This window comes from Mycobacterium leprae TN (assembly GCF_000195855.1).
GTDB lineage: Bacteria > Actinomycetota > Actinomycetes > Mycobacteriales > Mycobacteriaceae > Mycobacterium > Mycobacterium leprae.
Map to the genome: position 1 here is coordinate 2369797 of NC_002677.1, position 17730 is coordinate 2387526.

General features: G+C 56.3%; 9 protein-coding genes and 1 pseudogene. 7 read left to right on the plus strand and 3 right to left on the minus strand.

All coding sequences use genetic code 11. The annotated features are described in order from the left end of the window. Positions 1-5 precede the first annotated feature (5 nt). The gene (gene aceA, locus ML_RS10170) at positions 6-2294 is read right to left on the minus strand and encodes an isocitrate lyase ICL2 (protein ID WP_041323098.1); all 2289 of its coding nucleotides are present in this window, start codon (positions 2292-2294) and stop codon (positions 6-8) included. 618 nt (positions 2295-2912) lie between these two features. Continuing rightward, on the minus strand, positions 2913-3143 hold the full coding sequence (locus ML_RS16445; RefSeq protein WP_231846602.1) for a hypothetical protein: 231 nt from the start codon (positions 3141-3143) through the stop codon (positions 2913-2915). A gap of 476 nt (positions 3144-3619) precedes the next feature. On the opposite strand from ML_RS16445, the pseudogene ML_RS10180 reads away from it, so the two are divergent. Next, a pseudogene (locus tag ML_RS10180) lies at positions 3620-5793 on the plus strand (heavy metal translocating P-type ATPase); the annotation flags it as partial. A gap of 115 nt (positions 5794-5908) precedes the next feature. On the opposite strand, the gene ML_RS10185 reads toward ML_RS10180, so the two are convergent. Then, positions 5909-6622 (minus strand): zf-HC2 domain-containing protein, encoded by a 714-nt coding sequence (locus ML_RS10185; RefSeq protein WP_010908659.1) that lies wholly within the window; start codon positions 6620-6622, stop codon positions 5909-5911. A 2075-nt stretch (positions 6623-8697) separates the two neighbouring features. Here ML_RS10185 and ML_RS10200 point away from each other — a divergent pair. The 6 genes from ML_RS10200 (at position 8698) to ML_RS10225 (ending at position 17729) form a co-directional block, all read left to right on the plus strand. Beyond that, entirely contained in the window at positions 8698-10104 is a 1407-nt protein-coding gene (locus ML_RS10200) for a PPE family protein (RefSeq protein ID WP_010908662.1), read from the plus strand. Between the two features lie 148 nt (positions 10105-10252). Next, complete coding sequence (gene scoE / locus ML_RS10205; protein ID WP_010908663.1) at positions 10253-11122, plus strand: (3R)-3-[(carboxymethyl)amino]fatty acid oxygenase/decarboxylase; 870 nt, start codon at positions 10253-10255, stop codon at positions 11120-11122. Further along, positions 11119-11670 carry an FcoT family thioesterase gene (locus tag ML_RS10210; RefSeq protein ID WP_010908664.1) on the plus strand — a complete coding sequence of 184 codons (552 nt, stop codon included), beginning with the start codon at positions 11119-11121 and terminating at the stop codon, positions 11668-11670. The genes scoE and ML_RS10210 overlap by 4 nt, the downstream gene beginning before the upstream one ends. 29 nt (positions 11671-11699) lie before the next feature. Continuing rightward, the gene (fadD10, locus tag ML_RS10215) at positions 11700-13298 is read left to right on the plus strand and encodes a fatty acid--CoA ligase FadD10 (RefSeq protein ID WP_010908665.1); all 1599 of its coding nucleotides are present in this window, start codon (positions 11700-11702) and stop codon (positions 13296-13298) included. Next, entirely contained in the window at positions 13291-13527 is a 237-nt protein-coding gene (locus ML_RS10220; RefSeq protein ID WP_010908666.1) for an acyl carrier protein, read from the plus strand. Before fadD10 ends, ML_RS10220 begins: the two co-directional genes overlap by 8 nt. Beyond that, positions 13524-17729, plus strand: a complete 4206-nt coding sequence (locus ML_RS10225; RefSeq protein ID WP_010908667.1) for a thioester reductase domain-containing protein — start codon at positions 13524-13526, stop codon at positions 17727-17729. Before ML_RS10220 ends, ML_RS10225 begins: the two co-directional genes overlap by 4 nt. The last annotated feature ends 1 nt before the right edge of the window (position 17730 follow it).

Here is a 17730-nt window from a genome sequence, read left to right on the forward strand (position 1 = left end):
GTCCTTTACCCCTCCTTGGTGATCAACCGCCGCAGCGCGACGCGATCGGGGGTAAGCAGCTCAACAAGCCGCGGGTGGTTCACCTCAGCGACGATGATCTCGCCCACCTCCTGATAAACCTCGCTGAAGATGCCGTGAGATTTCATCTTGGAAGTCTGATAGAGATTATCCTCGGTTGGAGTGACGTAAATCACCGTGTCAGCCTTGAAGCGGTGCACCAGCCAGAAATGGATCAAGGTCATCAGTCGCTTCTGGCGAAGCTTTTCGGCGAAGGTGTTCTGGTCGCGCACTTGAAGGATGCTGCGGCCGCGGCGATCCTTGATCGGATCAACGATGACGTTGGCCAGCTGCTCGTCACCGTTGCCGTAGATCCCGAGTTCGAGCACATCCGAGCCGGCGCGGCGTGGCCGCAGTTGCACGCGGAGTTTCTCGCCAAGCTGGTAGTGCTCACTCCACAATGCCAGCCATTCCTCTAGCAGCTTCTTCGGCACCTCGGTCTGCACAAGATGCTGGTGCTGGGTCGAACCTTTGCCCATGGCCTTGGTTGTCGCCGTACGTCCGGAGGACGCAGCCAGCGCTGCATCGCTACGCGGGCCGCCGACCAGGGTCTGCGGTGTGCGGTAGGGCGATTCGACCAGGCGCATCTTGCGTTGCAACCGAGCCAACGCCAGCATGCCGTCCTGCCGCAGCGCGGTGGCGAACTCCTCGGCAGCGACGCCGTCGATCTGATGTCCGCCATAGGTAATGAAGTTGAAGACGAAGCCCATTTTCCCAAGCTCTTCGGGAAAGCGCTTCATCTCCTCATCACTCATACCGGTGGTATCCCAGTTGAACGACGGCGAGAGATTGTAAGCCAGCATTTGCTCTGGGAACTCGGCGTGGATCGCCTCGGCGAACTGCCGGGCGTCGGCCAAATCAGCGGTCTTGGTCTCCATCCAAAGGATGTCGGCGAACGGCGCTGCCGCTAACGACTTGGCTATCGCATACTGAATACCGCCGCGGATTTGGTAGTAGCCTTCTGGAGTCTTCGCCAGCTCGCAATCCCAACCGGGGTCGACACCCAATTCCTTGGCCTTTTCGCGTGCAGCGTACAGAGACGCCCGCCCAACAAATCGCCGCCACTCCTCGGGGCTCATGCCGATCAGCTCGCCTTCGCTCTCGCCGAATTGGAGCATTTCTTCCACGGCTTCGCCGTAGGTCATCAGCCCGGCGTCCTTCTCCCAAGCGGCCAATAACCGATATTCAACTTGTTCGAAGAGATCGTCGATCGATTGCTTTCCGTTTTCCTGCCAAGCATTGACGGTACCGGAGACCTGGGCCAGAATCCCTTGGCGATCAAGCCACGCGCTCGCAGCAGCATATTCGCCATCGCCTAACGCGTAGAGGAGATGGCCATGGAGTTCCTTAACTCCCAGCTCGTAGAAACACCGCACCAACGCCAGGAAACAAGCCTTGTAAGAAGGAATCTTCAGATTGGTGGCGCCCAGCAAGAACGGCTGGTCTCGCTCATCGGCGCGACTGTCGATCAAGTTGGCCGCCTCGGCATCTGTACGCGCGACGATGATGCCGGGCACCCGCATAATGTCGAGCTGGAAGCGGGCGGCGTTGAGGCGCTTGATTTGTTCGTCCGAAGGCACTAGAACCTTCCCGCCCTGATGGCCACACTTCTTGGTACCCGGGCGCTGGTCCTCGATGTGGTATCCTGGAACGCCGATCTCAACAAATCGGCGGATCAGGTTGCGTACGTGCGAGTCACCGCCATGTCCCGTGTCGGCGTCGGCGATGATGAATGGGCGGTAGTCATACGCCGGAGTGGCGGCACGCTGCTGTTCAGTCATGTGTAACCGCAGGTACTGCTGATTGCGGTCAGCAGCCAGCAGGGCGCGCACCAGTACCGCGGCATCATCTGGCACCTGGCTCAGGGGGTAGCTGGCGAGATCAGGACCGGGATCTTCGGTGATGGAACCCTTAGCTGAGGTTGCCCAGCCGCCTAGATAGATCGCCTCGATGCCCATCCGCTTAAGGCTGACTGCTTGCCCTGGCGAATAGGGGCCGAACGTCGTAACGCTCTTGCCGGCCGCGAATAGCTCGCGCAAGCGAGCGTAGAAAGCTGTCGCGGCGTCTCGTGCCACGGTGTAATCGGTGGGGATGGTGCCGCGTTGTTCTACGACCTGGCGGGCTGTATAAAGGCGAATAATCCCGGCAAACCGTGGGTCGTCAAAGTATTGCTGCGTTGCGGCGACTTCCTGCGTAAACAGTGTGTGGACCTCGGTGTTCGTGTCCATGATGGCCATGGGATTGCGCTCCTCCTTAGCCCGGTCCCCTAACGGAGAGTAGTGTAGTCTATCGTCCAGGTTAGTTGAGTTACATCGCTGGACGACCGTGGCCGGTATGCCTGCCAATCGACATCGGGGGCATTCCCGCGGACTACTCCATCACGTTGGTTGCCAGAGTGATAGGAAGGCGGGTTGCTAGACAACGACACCCGGACTGTTGATGCACCAACGGTTCCCAATTTCCAGTGCTTAAAGTTTATAGACTCGACAAGCGCTAAGACGCACTGTCTGAGAACTGGTATTTTGAACGGCAACAACGGATTTCCAGTGGGTGTCAGTGCGCATGCGGCCAGCTGCACCCTGCTTTTCTCGCCAGGCAATGTTGCTGGCCGGTAGTCGGTGCGGTGCGCCATATCCACCTTCGAGGTTGGTCGGCTGCAACACTGGTCTGGAAGTCTCCTCTAGCACGGGTTTCGGCAACCATAAACACATGGGCTTCCTCTGTCCAGGCCGAACCAGAACATCATGTGGATGGCGCCTGCCATCGGCCGTGACATGAATGAAAAAATTTCCAAGGCGCAGGGCGCGCGCTACGCTGACTCGGAGTAGACTTCGTAGTTGATCGCCGGCAGTAGATTATCGCGAACGCGTGCCACCCAGGAACGACCACCCGGCAGTGAATGGCGCCGACGGGGCACCCACAGACCGCGACCGGCTTCGGTATAGGTACAGACCCAGCACCTGCGTGAGAACCAGCGCTTCGCGACACTCCCACCCCAGCCCATCAAGCAGAATGCGGATTTCCGCAGTGTTCTCGACCTGACCCCCGTGACAGCCCAGCCCAAGCGGGTCGTCGAGATCGGCCACGTGCGCGGTTCGTGATCTGCTTGCGTTGTAGCAGATCTGATCAACGACTGCGCGGCGGGCAATCGACAACAGCTGTCCGAGCCGTCGACCGTCCTGCGAAACAGGAGCAGGAAACAGAATGCCTACAGAAACGTTTCCTGGGTTAGGTCATCGGCGCTGTCGTAATCGGTAAAAATTGGTCACCATACGCCACACATCGCGCTGTGTGGCAGGGATCAGCTATGACAATGTGGCCCGATAGCCCTGTCCGGCAGGGTTTGGCGAACCGAGTAATATTGTCGTCATCTATCGACATGCATAGCGCGTAAGCCACGCGTCCCGGAAACTTGTGGATAGGTCGTGACGACCTTATTTCTGGGTAGAGTCTTCCAGGAAAATAGTGTGCAGGAGGTGAAAAGCTATGATGTCGGTGACGACCACCGCAATTGGGGGAGAACCCTTTGCCTGTGCAGCGGATACAGCTGAACATCACCGGGATGTCCTGTAGTTGCGTGCGCCAAACGGGTGGAATAACTTGCCCAACAAGCTGTCGGACTTTTCGACGTTAGTTAATTCCGCCACCCGAGTGGCGGCGATTAACCTCAGCGAGGTCACCCAGACCGCTGAGGTATGTGAGGCGGTCCGTCGAGCAGCACTGTGCACAGATGGCGGTGAGGCCTTGCAACGCAGGCAAGCCGACGCCGATAACGCACGATATCTACTGATTCGGTTAGCGGTCGCTGCCGCACTCTTCGTGCCCCTAGCCCACCTGTCGGTGATGTTCGCTGTGCTGCCCAGCACCCACTTCCCCGGCTGGGAATGGATGCTGACCGCGCTGGCCATTCCGGTCGTGACTTGGGCGGCGTGGCCATTTCATCGAGTAGCGATACACAACGCACGCTATCACGGTGCTTCCATGGAGACACTCATCTCGACCGGGATCACCGCCGCCACGATATGGTCGCTCTACACCGTGTTCGGCCATCACCAGTCCACAGAGCACCGCGGCGTTTGGCGGGCACTGCTGGGCAGCGACGCCATCTACTTCGAAGTCGCCGCAGGCATCACGGTATTCGTGCTGGCAGGTAAGTATTATACGGCTCGTGCCAAGTCACACGCGAGCATTGCGCTGCTGGCCCTGGCAGCGCTGAGCGCCAAGGACGCCGCTGTTCTGCAGCCTGACGGTTCAGAAATGGTCATTCCGGCCAACGAACTCAATGAGCAGCAGCGTTTCGTGGTGCGCCCCGGGCAAACGATCGCCGCAGACGGGCTAGTCATCGACGGGTCGGCCACCGTCAGCATGAGCCCGATCACCGGAGAAGCCAAGCCAGTCCGGGTGAACCCAGGCGCACAAGTCATCGGTGGCACCGTGGTGCTTAATGGGAGGCTGATTGTGGAGGCCGCCGCAGTAGGTGACGAGACACAGCTCGCCGGCATGGTCCGTCTGGTCGAGCAGGCACAACAACAGAATGCCAACGCCCAGCGGCTGGCTGACCGCATCGCTTCAGTTTTTGTACCCTGCGTGTTCGCTGTCGCGGCCTTGACCGCTGTTGGATGGCTGATCGCCGGGAGCGGACCCGACCGAGTGTTCTCGGCCGCAATTGCCGTTCTCGTCATCGCTTGCCCGTGCGCACTGGGACTGGCGACCCCTACCGCCATGATGGTGGCCTCCGGCCGCGGCGCCCAACTGGGAATATTACTCAAGGGCCATGAGTCGTTCGAGGCCACCCGCGCTGTGGACACTGTCGTGTTCGACAAGACCGGTACGCTGACAACGGGCCAATTGAAGGTCAGCGCTGTGACAGCTGCACCGGGCTGGCAGGCTAACGAAGTCCTCCAAATGGCGGCGACAGTTGAATCGGCGTCCGAGCACGCCGTCGCGCTCGCGATCGCCGCGTCAACGACTCATCGAGAACCAGTCGCCAACTTCCGTGCAGTACCCGGCCACGGAGTCAGCGGCACCGTGGCCGAGCGGGCAGTGCGGGTTGGCAAACCATCATGGATCGCTTCGCGGTGCAACTCGACCACGCTAGTCACGGCCCGACGTAACGCCGAATTGCGCGGCGAAACAGCGGTTTTTGTCGAAATCGACGGTGAACAATGCGGTGTCATCGCGGTCGCCGACGCCGTGAAAGCTTCGGCGGCAGACGCTGTCGCCGCACTCCACGATCGTGGTTTTCGGACCGCGTTGTTGACCGGCGACAATCCAGCATCAGCGGCCGCTGTGGCTTCCCGTATAGGTATCGACGAGGTGATCGCCGACATCCTACCCGAAGACAAGGTCGACGTTATTGAGCAGCTGCGCGACCGCGGGCACGTGGTTGCCATGGTCGGTGACGGCATCAACGACGGGCCTGCACTCGCACGCGCCGATCTCGGTATGGCCATCGGCCGTGGGACCGACGTCGCGATTGGTGCCGCCGACATCATCTTGGTCCGCGACAATCTCGACGTCGTACCCATAACACTCGACCTGGCCGCTGCAACGATGCGCACTATCAAATTCAACATGGTATGGGCATTCGGCTACAACATAGCCGCCATACCAATTGCCGCCGCTGGATTGCTCAACCCACTAGTAGCCGGTGCGGCCATGGCGTTCTCATCGTTTTTTGTCGTCTCAAACAGCCTGCGATTGCGGAACTTCGGGGCCATACTGAGCTGCGGCACTAGTCGGCATCGGACAGTCAAACGATGGCGTTGTCCACCGCCCACTCGGCTCCGTTCAACTGCGTGTAGTCCTGTGGACGCTTCCCCATTGCGACCCGTCGCACACAGGACGGGGGTTAAACCGCCGACCCATCGGTAGGCCATAGATGACCGCGTCGTCGCCCACGAGAGGCGTTCCGGGGCAACACAATATCGAGATCGACGTCGACTTCATCATCGAATGTCGGCCGTGGAGTCGAACTGTGTCGCCACACTGCGATAGCAAGGACCGCACCGATCGCCACCGGCAGATGCATCAGAATTCGCAGCGTGATGGTGGCACCGGCGACTACATCTACGACGACGTAGACTGTCAACAAACCGACGAACACCGTCAAAACGCCCGCAAGCCCGGCAGCGACACCCGGCCACAGAACCGCTGCCATCATGATCACACCGAGCGAAGCCGACCACGCCGTTGACTCGTGGAGCAGGTAACTCCCGAAACTCATCGCGCGATCGTGTGTCAGTCCGACGCTTACGCCGAGCCCCTGCACAGTTGCCAGGACGATTTGTGCGATGCCCACGCAAAGCAACGCCCAGCGCTGCCACGTCATTAATGGACGTCGCCGCCGCGGCGGCGCCACGATCCCGAGAGCATCAACAGGTGTGATAGCAGGCCGGGAGTCGACCAGCTGACGCAGGTCGCGTGCTTGGTCAGCTACCTGATCAAACCACGCACGACACGCACTGCACTCACCAAGGTGCTCATCGACACGCACCGATGGCACGGCCTCTCTCTCGCCATCAAGTCGGGCCGACAATGCTTCTCGGGCCACCTCGCAATCCATACCCCTATCGTCGCGCATACGCCAACGGAATGTCCTGTCGGTGCTCATGTCGACGCGCAAGATGCTAATGAGACGGCAGGAGCGTTCCGCCGAATTTCATTCGGCCTAATCCCCGAATCGTCGGTTGAAGTGACTGCTCACCCCGGACTGATGCTCACCACCGCATCCACTGCGATTGCACCGACCATACCAGCGTAATCACATCCATAGGCCAAAACCACCATCGTGCCGGTAGCACCAGATCCAATTCCACCTGGGGTCGTGCTGTGCTAGTTAGGTCATTATGTTGCGACAGTTGAATAGGCAACGTCGACAACTATATTTTTAGCTTTATTCCAATGGTCGACAAATTTACGTAATTTGTGGATTTCGTCGAGTAGATCTCTGGCTGCGGATTGCTGTGCAGCAAATCGTCGGATGGGCTGTTGCTGGTGGTTTTCGCTGACCATACCAACGCGAGCCTAACCATTTGTTGAAGCAGCAGATTGCCGTCAGCTGCGCGGATAGCAGCTTCGTTTTGATGGCCAGCGTAGCGGAACAGAATCAGGATGCAGTCGCGAATCGCTACGACGGTCCGGTGCAAGTAAACGTCGGGAGCGATTGCTCGCCAGATTGCCATACTCCCAGATAAACGATCTCCGAACAAGCAGTCGCCAAATCGCGCCACAGCGGCAGCAATCTGCGGCGCTGGAGGGAGAATCTGTCGAGAAGCAGTTCCTCAAGTAGCCGTGTGTATGCGGAAACAACTATGGACTCTCCCACCCCTGTGGGGGGTAGAACAGCAAGCTCCATGCGTTGACGAATCCGACAGTGTCAACATTAAAATTAATAGTGTTGTGTCGTCCGGTTGCTACTACATTGGTAGCAATGGAAACCGCTGCGGCCTGTGCGAGAAATCCGACAGCGATAACTGTCATGCTGACAGTTATCGCTGTCGGATTTCTGTATATTTCTCGAATGCATAGAATGAAAAGCATTACGGAAAACAAATATCAGAGGAGCGAGTTGTAGGAGATCGCCGCCTTCACAGTGGCTTCCGATGAACTGGAACATGAATTCTGGCCTAGCCTAGCTGGATGGCTGGATACGCCACATTACGATCACGCATCCCACTGCAAAATTAGATCGACGATTGTGCTCACAGTCACGGTAGAATAAGTTAACAAGCTCACCTTAGTTAGATAACGAGACATCGGATCGCTTGAGCCAAATGTACGCCACGAGAAAAAGGATGTCGCGGTCGAACATTGCTGCGAGTTCGCCGCGTGCATATAGCAGCTTAGGTCTATAGCCGTGACAGCGACCAATTGATGATTGCCGTCTATACTGCTCGGTTTTGAAGAGCACAGCTTGCCACCACAAACTCAGCAAGCTATTGAGCCGTTTGTCCTTCACAATCAAATTCAGTAGCGCAAATCGCAGAATCAAAGAAATGAGCAAAAAATAAAAGAAATACGCTCAACAACAAAGCGGCAATCGCTGAATTCGTGCCACCTGTAATTGTGGCTCGGCATGCGATTTAACGTGTGAAGTAGTGTAGCACGGTCGATAGCAGATAGCAACCCCTAGGGTCGACGCTGCATCACCAGAATCAAGACCAGTAGGGTGTTCAAGCAACGGGTGCCCGAGGCCGCGCAAAATGAGCAAAGTGATTTGTTGAACATGGCAATCCAAAGTGGAGTTAGTTGCGTCCGCGAGGCGACGGTCTCCAACGAGTTCTGCCGACTCCAGTTGCTAGACGCACAGGTGCAGCCGCACCCTGGCCGGTGTTTTCATCGATCTACTTTAAGACTTTAGGCCGGGAATGCGCTGGCGCCTCAGGCTGCCCCCGCCCAGCTGCGGCGACTGAGCGTTATCAATATCAGCCGCAGCCATAGGTCGATGGCGAGTGTCAGCGCGCCCCCGCAGACAATCGAGTGCTGGGCATCACATACGTTATTCCTAGGCAGGGGGAACTTTTTGCGCGCTTTCGCCGACCAACACCGGGAAGTGACGGCAAAGCCATGCTTTGAGTGCATACAGTCGAGCGCTCTACACCCATGAAAGGAGGTGAAGCTCTGACAGGCCCGATGTGGATGGCCATACCTCCGGAGGTGCACTCGGTTCTGTTAAGTGCTGGACAGGGGGCTGAATCATTGCTTGTTGCCGCTACTCAGTGGCAGGAGCTTAGCAAACAATACACTTACGCAGCTGCCGAGCTGACTCGGCTGCTGACTCATGTTCAGGCCACCAGCTGGCGGGGAACCAGCGCCACACGGTTTGTGGCGGCGCATGGTGCCTATCTGGTCTGGCTCGAACAAACTTCAATCAACAACGCAATCACCGCTAAACAGCATGAAATCGCGGCAATCGCTTACAGCAGCGCGCTAGCCGCCATGCCCACGTTGGCAGAACTTACCGCTAACCGCGCAACTCGTGGTTTCTTGATTGCCACCAACTTCTTCGGCATCAATACCATTCCCATTGCCCTCAACGAAGCCGACTACGTTCGGATGTGGGTGCAAGCCGCCGACACTATGGCGACCTACCAGGCCATCAGCGAGGCGGTGACGGCAACAATACTACCTACCCAAGTAGCGCCACCTATCCTTGCGCCGGGCAGCGCAACCCAAAACGTCCTGCAGTCCGTACCGGATTGGATTGTTCAACTACTGACGGACATCTTGGATTTTATCGCAGATCCATACAAATATTTTCTAAGATTTTTCCAACGATTGGGATTCAGACCCGCTATTGCTGTTGTCCTTGCCATTATTGCTTTGCAATTGTACGACTTTCTTTGGTATCCCTATTATGCCTCGTACGGAATGCTCTTGCTTCCCTTTTTCGCGCCGGCATTGAGCGTCCTGGGTACACTGTCCGTGTTGTGGAACGGACAGCTTTCAGCCGGACTGCCTCCCAATCCCGCAGGATCTCACCCAGACAATAACGCTGGCCCACGCATCCACGTTGGAGTCGCGCCACCTGCCTCGGCTACTTCCAGTGGAAACTCATACACGAGCAACTCCGCACCCAGCACATCCGCATCGGCTACGACTGACAACCCCCTATCTTCACCCAGCATCAGATACGCCATACCCGGCTTGTCGCCACCAGAGGTCAGCTCTGGCCCCAAAGCCGGCACAAAGTCACCTGACACTGCCACCAACACGATCGGGATCACTGCCGCGGCAAGAACAAACTCGCCTTCCGCCCGGGCGCACCGTAAACGAGGAAACAAGACCAGAGGTGGCGCACGCGGTTACCGTTACGAATTCGTTGAAGGAACCGCCACCATGGCCGATACTGTCGACGCCCCCGACCACTCCGAACCCACGTCGCACACAATAAGTAACCACAGCGCCGGCCCCATCGGCTTTGCCGGCACCGTGCCGACAACCGCCAGCACTCCCACCGGAATGGCTGCCAGTACAAGCAGTAGCGTCCCACTGCTCCCCACTACCTGGATAACTGGCACCAGCGAAACGGCAGTACACGAATAGAGAAACTTTCACTAGCTTGTCCGACTGCTTACTCTTCGCATGAGCAAAATGCAACCGATTTTTCATCAAGGAGGTATGGATCGTGACGGCGAGAGATGCTCAAAGATGTGGACCAAAAACAGTAAGTAAATGAGGAGAAAAAGAATCAATGACGCTCGATGTGAAAGGTGATGGACTTGGTGCACAGGTCACAGGGGTTGACCCCAAAAACTTAGACAGTATATCCACCGCCGAAATCCGCAAAATAGTTTATGTCAATAAGCTTGTTGTTTTAAAAGACGTCCACCCAACTCCAGAAGAATTTATAAAACTTGGCAGGATAATCGGAGAAATCGTTCCTTATTACGAACCTATTTATCGCCATAAAGATTATCCTGAAATATTTGTTTCTTCTACCGAGGAAGGGCAGGGTGTTCCGAACACCGGCGCCTTCTGGCATGTCGACTATATATTCATGCCGGAACCTTTTGCATTTTCTATGACTCTGCCTCTTGCGATGCCCGGACACGACCGCGGGACTCATTTTATCGACCTCAGCCAGGTTTGGGAATCGCTTCCCAACGCTATGAAAGACTCGGTGCGGGGAACGTATAGTAATCATTCTCCTCGGCGCTATATCAAAATACGCCCAAGCGATGTTTACCGACCTGTAGGAGAAGTCCTAGCCGAGATCGAAGAGGTCACTCCCCCGCAGAAGTGGCCTACAGTGATCAAGCACCCGAAGACCGGGCAGGAAATCCTTTACATTTGCGAAGCAGCCACCGTTTCGGTCGAGGACAAAAACGGAAATCTACTTGACCCGATGGTGCTGCAAGAGCTCCTAACCGCGTCGGGCCAGCTTGACCCCGACTGCAAATCGCTGCTTATACATACTCAACACTACGAGGTTGGTGACGTCGTCTTGTGGGATAACCGGGCTCTTGTGCACCGGGCGAAACACGGCACGGTCTCGGGCACCTTAATCACGTACCGTCTGACCTTGCTGGATGGCCTCAAGACACCGGGATATGCCGTATGAGCGCCGAGTTGGCCCCTTCTCTGCAGAACGCGGCGGAATCCACAAACACCTTTCCTATGGCAGAAGATTTGCTTGGCAGCATACTGGAACCCTACTCTTACAAGGGATGCCGCTACCTCATTGACGCACAGTACAGAGCCAGCCCTGATTCGGTCTTCGCTTATGGCAATTTCGGGATTGAAGAGTCCGCTTACATTCGAGGTACAGGCCACTTCAATGCGGTGGAGCTGATGCTGTGTTTCAATCAGTTAGGTTACAGCGCGTACGCTCAAAGTGTCGTCAACAAGGATATTTCCGCACTTCGAGGTTGGTCAATCGCAGATTATTGCAGGAACCAGCTTTCCGGCATATTGATTAAAAACACATCATCGCGATTTAAAAAGCTGATCAACCCTCAAAAATTTTCTGCACGTTTGCATGTATATGATCTCCGCATCGTCGAACGAACATGGCGCTATCTCCAGTTATCGAACACCATCGAATTTTGGGACGATAACGGAGGGTCTGCGATAGGGGAATTCGAGGTCGCGATACTTAACATCCCGTAATTTACTTGTAGGAGATTCGCTTTACAGCTATGTCGCACTTACCGCCTACAGTCCTGGAACGGATACTGAAGCAGGCACACGAGCGTCCGGAGGCAATCGCCTTGCGTCGCAGCGACGGGACAAGCGAGCTGCGGTACGGTCAGCTTGTTGCCGAAGTCAATGGGCTTGCCGCGCATCTTAGTGCTCAGTCGGTTTCTCAAAGATCCCGGGTTCTCGTCATTTCGGACAACGGTCCCGAGACATACCTGTCGGTGCTGGCTTGCGCGAAGCTCGGAGCGATCGCAGTCATGGTGGACGGCAATCTTCCGCCCGCAACCATCAGTCGTTTCAGCGAAATCTGTGACCCCAGTGCGGTCCTTGTCGCGCGAGAGTGCAGAATAGACTCTTCCTCGCTGCCGGAAATACTACACTCAATACCGGCCATAACGGTCAATACCACCGCTGATGCAACGTATTCCGCTTGCTCGTTGGATATAGATTATTTAGCCGGTAACCTAAACTACGGCACCGATGACCCGTTGGCGATGACCTTCACCAGCGGTACAACCGGCGAGCCAAAGGCCGTGCTGCTACCCAATCGCACCTTCTTTGCTATTCCAGACATTTTACGGGAAAAAGGTCTGGCCTGGATCGATTGGGTCGTCAACGAAACCACCTACTCACCTCTGTCGGCGACGCATATCGGCGGCCTCTGGTGGATACTCAACTGTTTAATGCATGGAGGGTTATGTATCACCGGCGGTGAGCACACGTCGTCGTTAACGGAGGTTCTTAACGCGAATAAAGTCGCAACAACATGCCTAGTTCCAACCCTTCTTTCGAAACTGGTTTACGAACTGAAGTTCGGCGATGTGGTGACTCCGCCGTTGCGACTAATTGTTTACGGTGGTTCGCGGGTAATTGCAGCTGATGTGCGATTTATTGAAGCTGCGGGTGTGCGCACCGCACAGTTCTACGGTTTGAGCGAAACGGGCTGCACCGCCTTGTGTTTACCAACCGATAATGGATCAATCTCCAAAATCGAGGCTGGCGCTGTTGGACGTCCATACCCTGGTGTGGAAGTGTATCTGGCAGATCCAAATGGTGGCGGACCCACTGTCGCAGACACTGCTTCTTCCGCATCCTTCGGCACGCTGTGGATTAAATCACCAGCAAACATGTTAGGGTACTGGAATAATCCGGAACGCACCCGAGAAATTCTAGTTGACGGGTGGGTGAACACCGGCGACCTTGTGGAGCGACGCGAGGACGGTTTCTTCTATATCAAAGGAAGATCCTCGGAGATGATCGTCTCCGGTGGAGTCAACATTGTGCCCGATGAGGTTGATCGCATCGCCGAAAGCGTTTCGGGCGTTGGTGAGGCCGCATGCTACGAAATACCCGATGCGCATTTCGGAGCGCTAGTCGGTTTGGCCGTAATCCCATCGGCAGAGCTGAACGAGTCAACAGCGATCGAGCTCAAACGAAGGATTGCGGCTCGTTATCGGCGTGAGTCGGAATCGATGGCGCGCCCGTCTAAGATCGTGATCGTTGCGGATATTCCTCGCACGCAGTCCGGCAAAGTCATCCGTGCAACACTAGCAGCAGCGCTGAACGGAGAGCAACTCGGAATGGTCGTTCGTGACTGAGACAGCACGGGAAAGGATTCTCACGGCTGTCTGTGAGGTGTTGTACATAGCAGAATCAGATTTGGTTGACGGCGATGAAACCGATCTTCGCGACCTCGGGCTAGACTCTGTTCGGTTCACGCTCTTAATGAAGCAACTCGGTCTGAGCCAAGAAGCTGAGATGCAATCCAAATTGATGGACAATTTTTCGATTGCAAACTGGGTTCGCCAGCTGGAGAGTTCTACGTGACGGCGCCAAACACACGTCGCGTCGATCGTGTTCCCTTGAGTCGATCTCAGCAGAACATTTACAACGGAATGTTGCAGGACAACGATCCCGCTTTGTATTTTATCGGTAAAAGCTATCGATTCCACCAGCTGGAGCTGTCGGTGTTCCTGGCGGCTCTGGAAGCAACGATCCTCAAAAACCCTGGGCAACTTTGCGTTCTTGAGGCGCCCTCGACAGAGGGTGACTATCCGGATCTCGTGCCGAGGCTGCAGTTCGGCGACATCGTGCGCGTGCGGTCCGACGAACAGCCGCAGACAGACAGTCGTGACTACGACCTTATGCACGCCTGGTCTCCTGACATCCTCGCCAAGCCACTCGTGCGGTACACCGTGCGGACCGACAAGAACGGCTTTGTGGCACGTCTCGATGTCTTCACCCATCACATACTGGTTGATGGCGGCGCGATTAGGATCATTGAGGAAAATTTGGCACATCACCTTGACACCGATAATCGACTCGAGATCCCTTGTATCCGACAAGCTCTGGACAAACTTGCAGAAGCACACCGTCGTGAGGCGACCAAGGTGGAGGAATCGCTACAGCGTCTGGCCAATGTCGTGCAACGTGAGCTAGCCGACGAAGTGCGTAACGGTGGGTATGGTCAAGTCTCAAACGACGCCCCCGGGAACGCTGCCCGGGGAGTGCTTCACGAATCAATGATAATCTGCGGTAAGGCATTTGATAATATTATCGCCTTGTCAGAGACTAAACAGGTGCCACTTAACATATTGGTGGCCACGGCGGCAGTAGCAGTGGACGCTAGCCTTAGGCAGAGCACCGAGGGCCTGCTGGTTCACGCTGTGGACAACCGCTTCGGAGATCCCTATCTGGACGTTGCTACATGCCTGGTCAATTCGGTTGCACACTCGATCCGTTTTCCTCCATTTGCGTCGGTGCAAGATGTCGTCCGAACACTTGACCGGTCCTACGTCAAGGCAATTAGACTCCGCTGGCTTCGCGAGGAATATTACCGACGAATATATTTGGCGCTCAACCAGACATCTCACATTGAGGCTTTGACGCTCAATTTCATACGCGAGCCATGCGCGCCCGGCCTTCGCCCTTTCTTGTCGGAAGTACCGACGGTGACGGATATCGGTCCGGTCGAGGGCATGACCGTGGCTTGTGTTCTGAACGAAGACGAGCGCACACTTGATCTGTCGATCTGGAACAGAGTAGATCTGCCCCAGGGAAAGTCATGTACCCGTGTCGCAAAACGAATCGCTGCAGCGTTGGAATTGATGGCAGCGGCGTGGGATCAGCCGATCGCCATGATTGTCAACGAATGGTTTGGGATCAGTTCAGACGGTGCCCTCTGCCTAGGTAATGAAGTTACCCAGACAACGCGACCACTGGCTCCGGCATGGTTTCTGGACCCTGGGGGAAGCGTTCACCTGACTGTTGACAAACGTCGCTACGTCCATCCATGGATTGCCTGGCTGGTAAGGGGCAGCGTCGTGCCAGGTGACGTGCTGGTGTTCACTGACGACAACACGGACAAGACCATCGACCTCTTGATCGCGTGCCATCTTGCGGGCTGCGGCTACAGTGTCTGTGACACTGTAGCCGAGGTTCCCTTGCGGGCGAAGGCGATTACCGACCACGGTGGTGGTGTCTCTGCCCGCGTGATCGATGTGGCTGCTACCCAGCTCGCAGTGACCCCGGATAACGAGCAAAGCAAGCTCGCTGACAAGCTTATTAAGCAAGCAGCACAAGATATTTCACTAGCAGACAAAACCGCGTACATCATGCCGACATCAGGTTCAACCGGGCAGCCCAAACTCGTCCAAGTTTCACACGGGTCGCTTGCGCTCTTTTGTGACGCGGTGAGAAACGCATATGGGTGGGGAGCACACGACACCATACTCCAGTGCGCGCCATTGACATCGGACATCAGTGTCGAGGAGATCTTTGGTGGAGCGATTTGTGGATCGAAGTTGGTCCGATCCACCGCCATGAAAACTGGTGATCTAGCGGAACTCGCACGAGATATCTTCGTGCAGAGGGCAACAGTCATCGACCTACCGACCGCAGTGTGGCATTTGCTGTGCGACCACAGCGACGCGATTGACGAGATCAACCGTTCTTGCCTTCGACAGATCGTCATTGGGGGTGAAGCCGTTCGTCCCTGCGCTGTCGACAAGTGGATTGATTCCGGTGCTTCACAAGGTATTTCACTTATGTCGACCTATGGACCGACAGAGACTACGGTCGTTGTCACGTATTTGCCGATCGTCTGCGCTCCGATGACCGTCGAGAGTGACGCTCGCCTCAGGCTGGGCTGGCCGATAGTGCCCAACACGGTGTTCATCGCCTTCGGCGAACTCGTTATCGTTGGTGATTTGGTCTCTGTTGGCTATCTCGGGATCGATAGCCGCAACTTCGGCACTGTGACCACCACGGACGGTTCGTGCCGTCGCGCGTTTGCTACTGCCGACTGTGTGATCCTCGATGACGAGGGTTTTCCGGTGTTCTCCGGACGCAAAGACGCCGTCGTCAAAATCTCCGGCAAGCGTGTCGACACCGCCGAGTTAATTCGGCGTATCTCCACGGACCCTAACGTCTCCGATGTTGCTGTCGAAGTTTACAACGGTCGTCTCGGAGTGTGGTTCGAGACGAAGCTGACCCGCGAAGGCGTCGACGATGCTGCGGCAGCGACACGGAGCAGGCTAATTCTTGCGAGCTTGGGAGTGTCCTCGTTTTTCGTGGTAGGCGTGCCGTGTATTCCGCGGAAGCCTAACGGGAAAATTGACCGCGACAACCTGCTGGTGATGCCCCAGCTTGTCGACTCTGTACAAAACTATGCCGGGTCGGGTGAGGGGGCAGCCGGTCTCGCGGAAATCTGGAGTCGGCACCTAGGCAGGGCTATCCTCCCGGACTCATCGCTACTCGATGAGGGGATCGGCTCGGTGGATCTCATCAGGATACTTCCCGACACTCGTAGACATCTGGGTCGGCACCTCTCGCTTCTGGATCTAATCAGCGCCGATAACGCCGCCAACCTGACTGCCGCGCAGACAGCCAATGTATGGATGGACGTCGGCACCGCCGCCGAGATAGAACGTGATCTTGCTTCACTGTGCAGGCAACGAAACGCTACGGAGTTCAGCGTCAAACAGACCCGGAATAGCCACCAAAAACAGGCGATCGTCGTGCTGGGCGCGTCGGGAATTTTGGGCACTGGCTTTGCCCAAGCAGTCCTCGATCTAAGACAGTCAGGAGTGTTGTGTCCCGAGGTGGTCTTGGCTACGAGGGCGAGACTCCCCGAAGGCGATCCATGGACAGCGCTGCAAGGCGTTGATGGGGTTCGGATCGAACGTATCTCTTTTGAGAATGGCCCTGGAGAGCTGGAGGCACTAATACGTGACACTGACGCCGGAACCCTGGTGAACGGTGTCGGCAATACCAACATGCTAGTGCCATACCGTGAACTGCGGCTGGCCAACGTAGAGCTGGTTTCCGCGATAGTCGATATATGCGCGAGTTATAGTACCAGGTTGGTACATTTGTCGTCATTCGTCGTCAATGCGGATGTCACTGTGCCTCAGGTCACCGATCCCCGTGAAACGCCTTATCCGTATGCGGCATCCAAGTCACTCGCGGAGCTAGTCGTTGCCGGATCACCATCTGCGCTCGATTTCACCATCGTGCGCCTGCCCCGGGTACTTGGCGAAGACTATCAATTACGCAATTCCTCTGACATTCTACTCTCGATTGTTGATGCCTGTATTGCGTTGCGCGCCTACCCTTCCGCAACAGTGACGGAAGAAGTCACTACCGGCCGAGCCGCGGCGAAGGCGATCTTGGGCGTGGTGTCGGCGTTAGCTAGATCGGGTCAGCTGGGGAGCGGAATTTCCGTGGTACGTGGCGAGGCGGTGGCATACGCGGATTTTCTCAGTGAGTTCGCTAGCGATGAACTCAATATGGCGGAGTGGAAGTATCGACTGGATCAAAGCGACTGGGCGAAGAGAAATCCACGAAGGTGGTCGGTGATCGATGCGTGGTTCACCTTGGGTATGATGTTCGAGATGCGATCCTACGCAGAATATCCGACCATGGCCCTCGGCGTCGAGTCCGTCGCCGAGCTTGCCGCGCCACCAGAGTCGATTCGAGCCCTACTAGCGCACGGATGTTCACAGCCACTGAAATATACTGGCAGATAGC

Coding starts and splice junctions, on each gene's coding strand:
- scoE (WP_010908663.1), top strand. CDS start 10,253: ATGACGCTCGATGTGAAAGGTGATGGACTTGGTGCACAGGTCACAGGG.
- fadD10 (WP_010908665.1), top strand. CDS start 11,700: ATGTCGCACTTACCGCCTACAGTCCTGGAACGGATACTGAAGCAGGCA.
- aceA (WP_041323098.1), bottom strand. CDS start 2,294: ATGGCCATCATGGACACGAACACCGAGGTCCACACACTGTTTACGCAG.
- ML_RS10185 (WP_010908659.1), bottom strand. CDS start 6,622: ATGGATTGCGAGGTGGCCCGAGAAGCATTGTCGGCCCGACTTGATGGC.
- ML_RS10200 (WP_010908662.1), top strand. CDS start 8,698: ATGGCCATACCTCCGGAGGTGCACTCGGTTCTGTTAAGTGCTGGACAG.
- ML_RS10210 (WP_010908664.1), top strand. CDS start 11,119: ATGAGCGCCGAGTTGGCCCCTTCTCTGCAGAACGCGGCGGAATCCACA.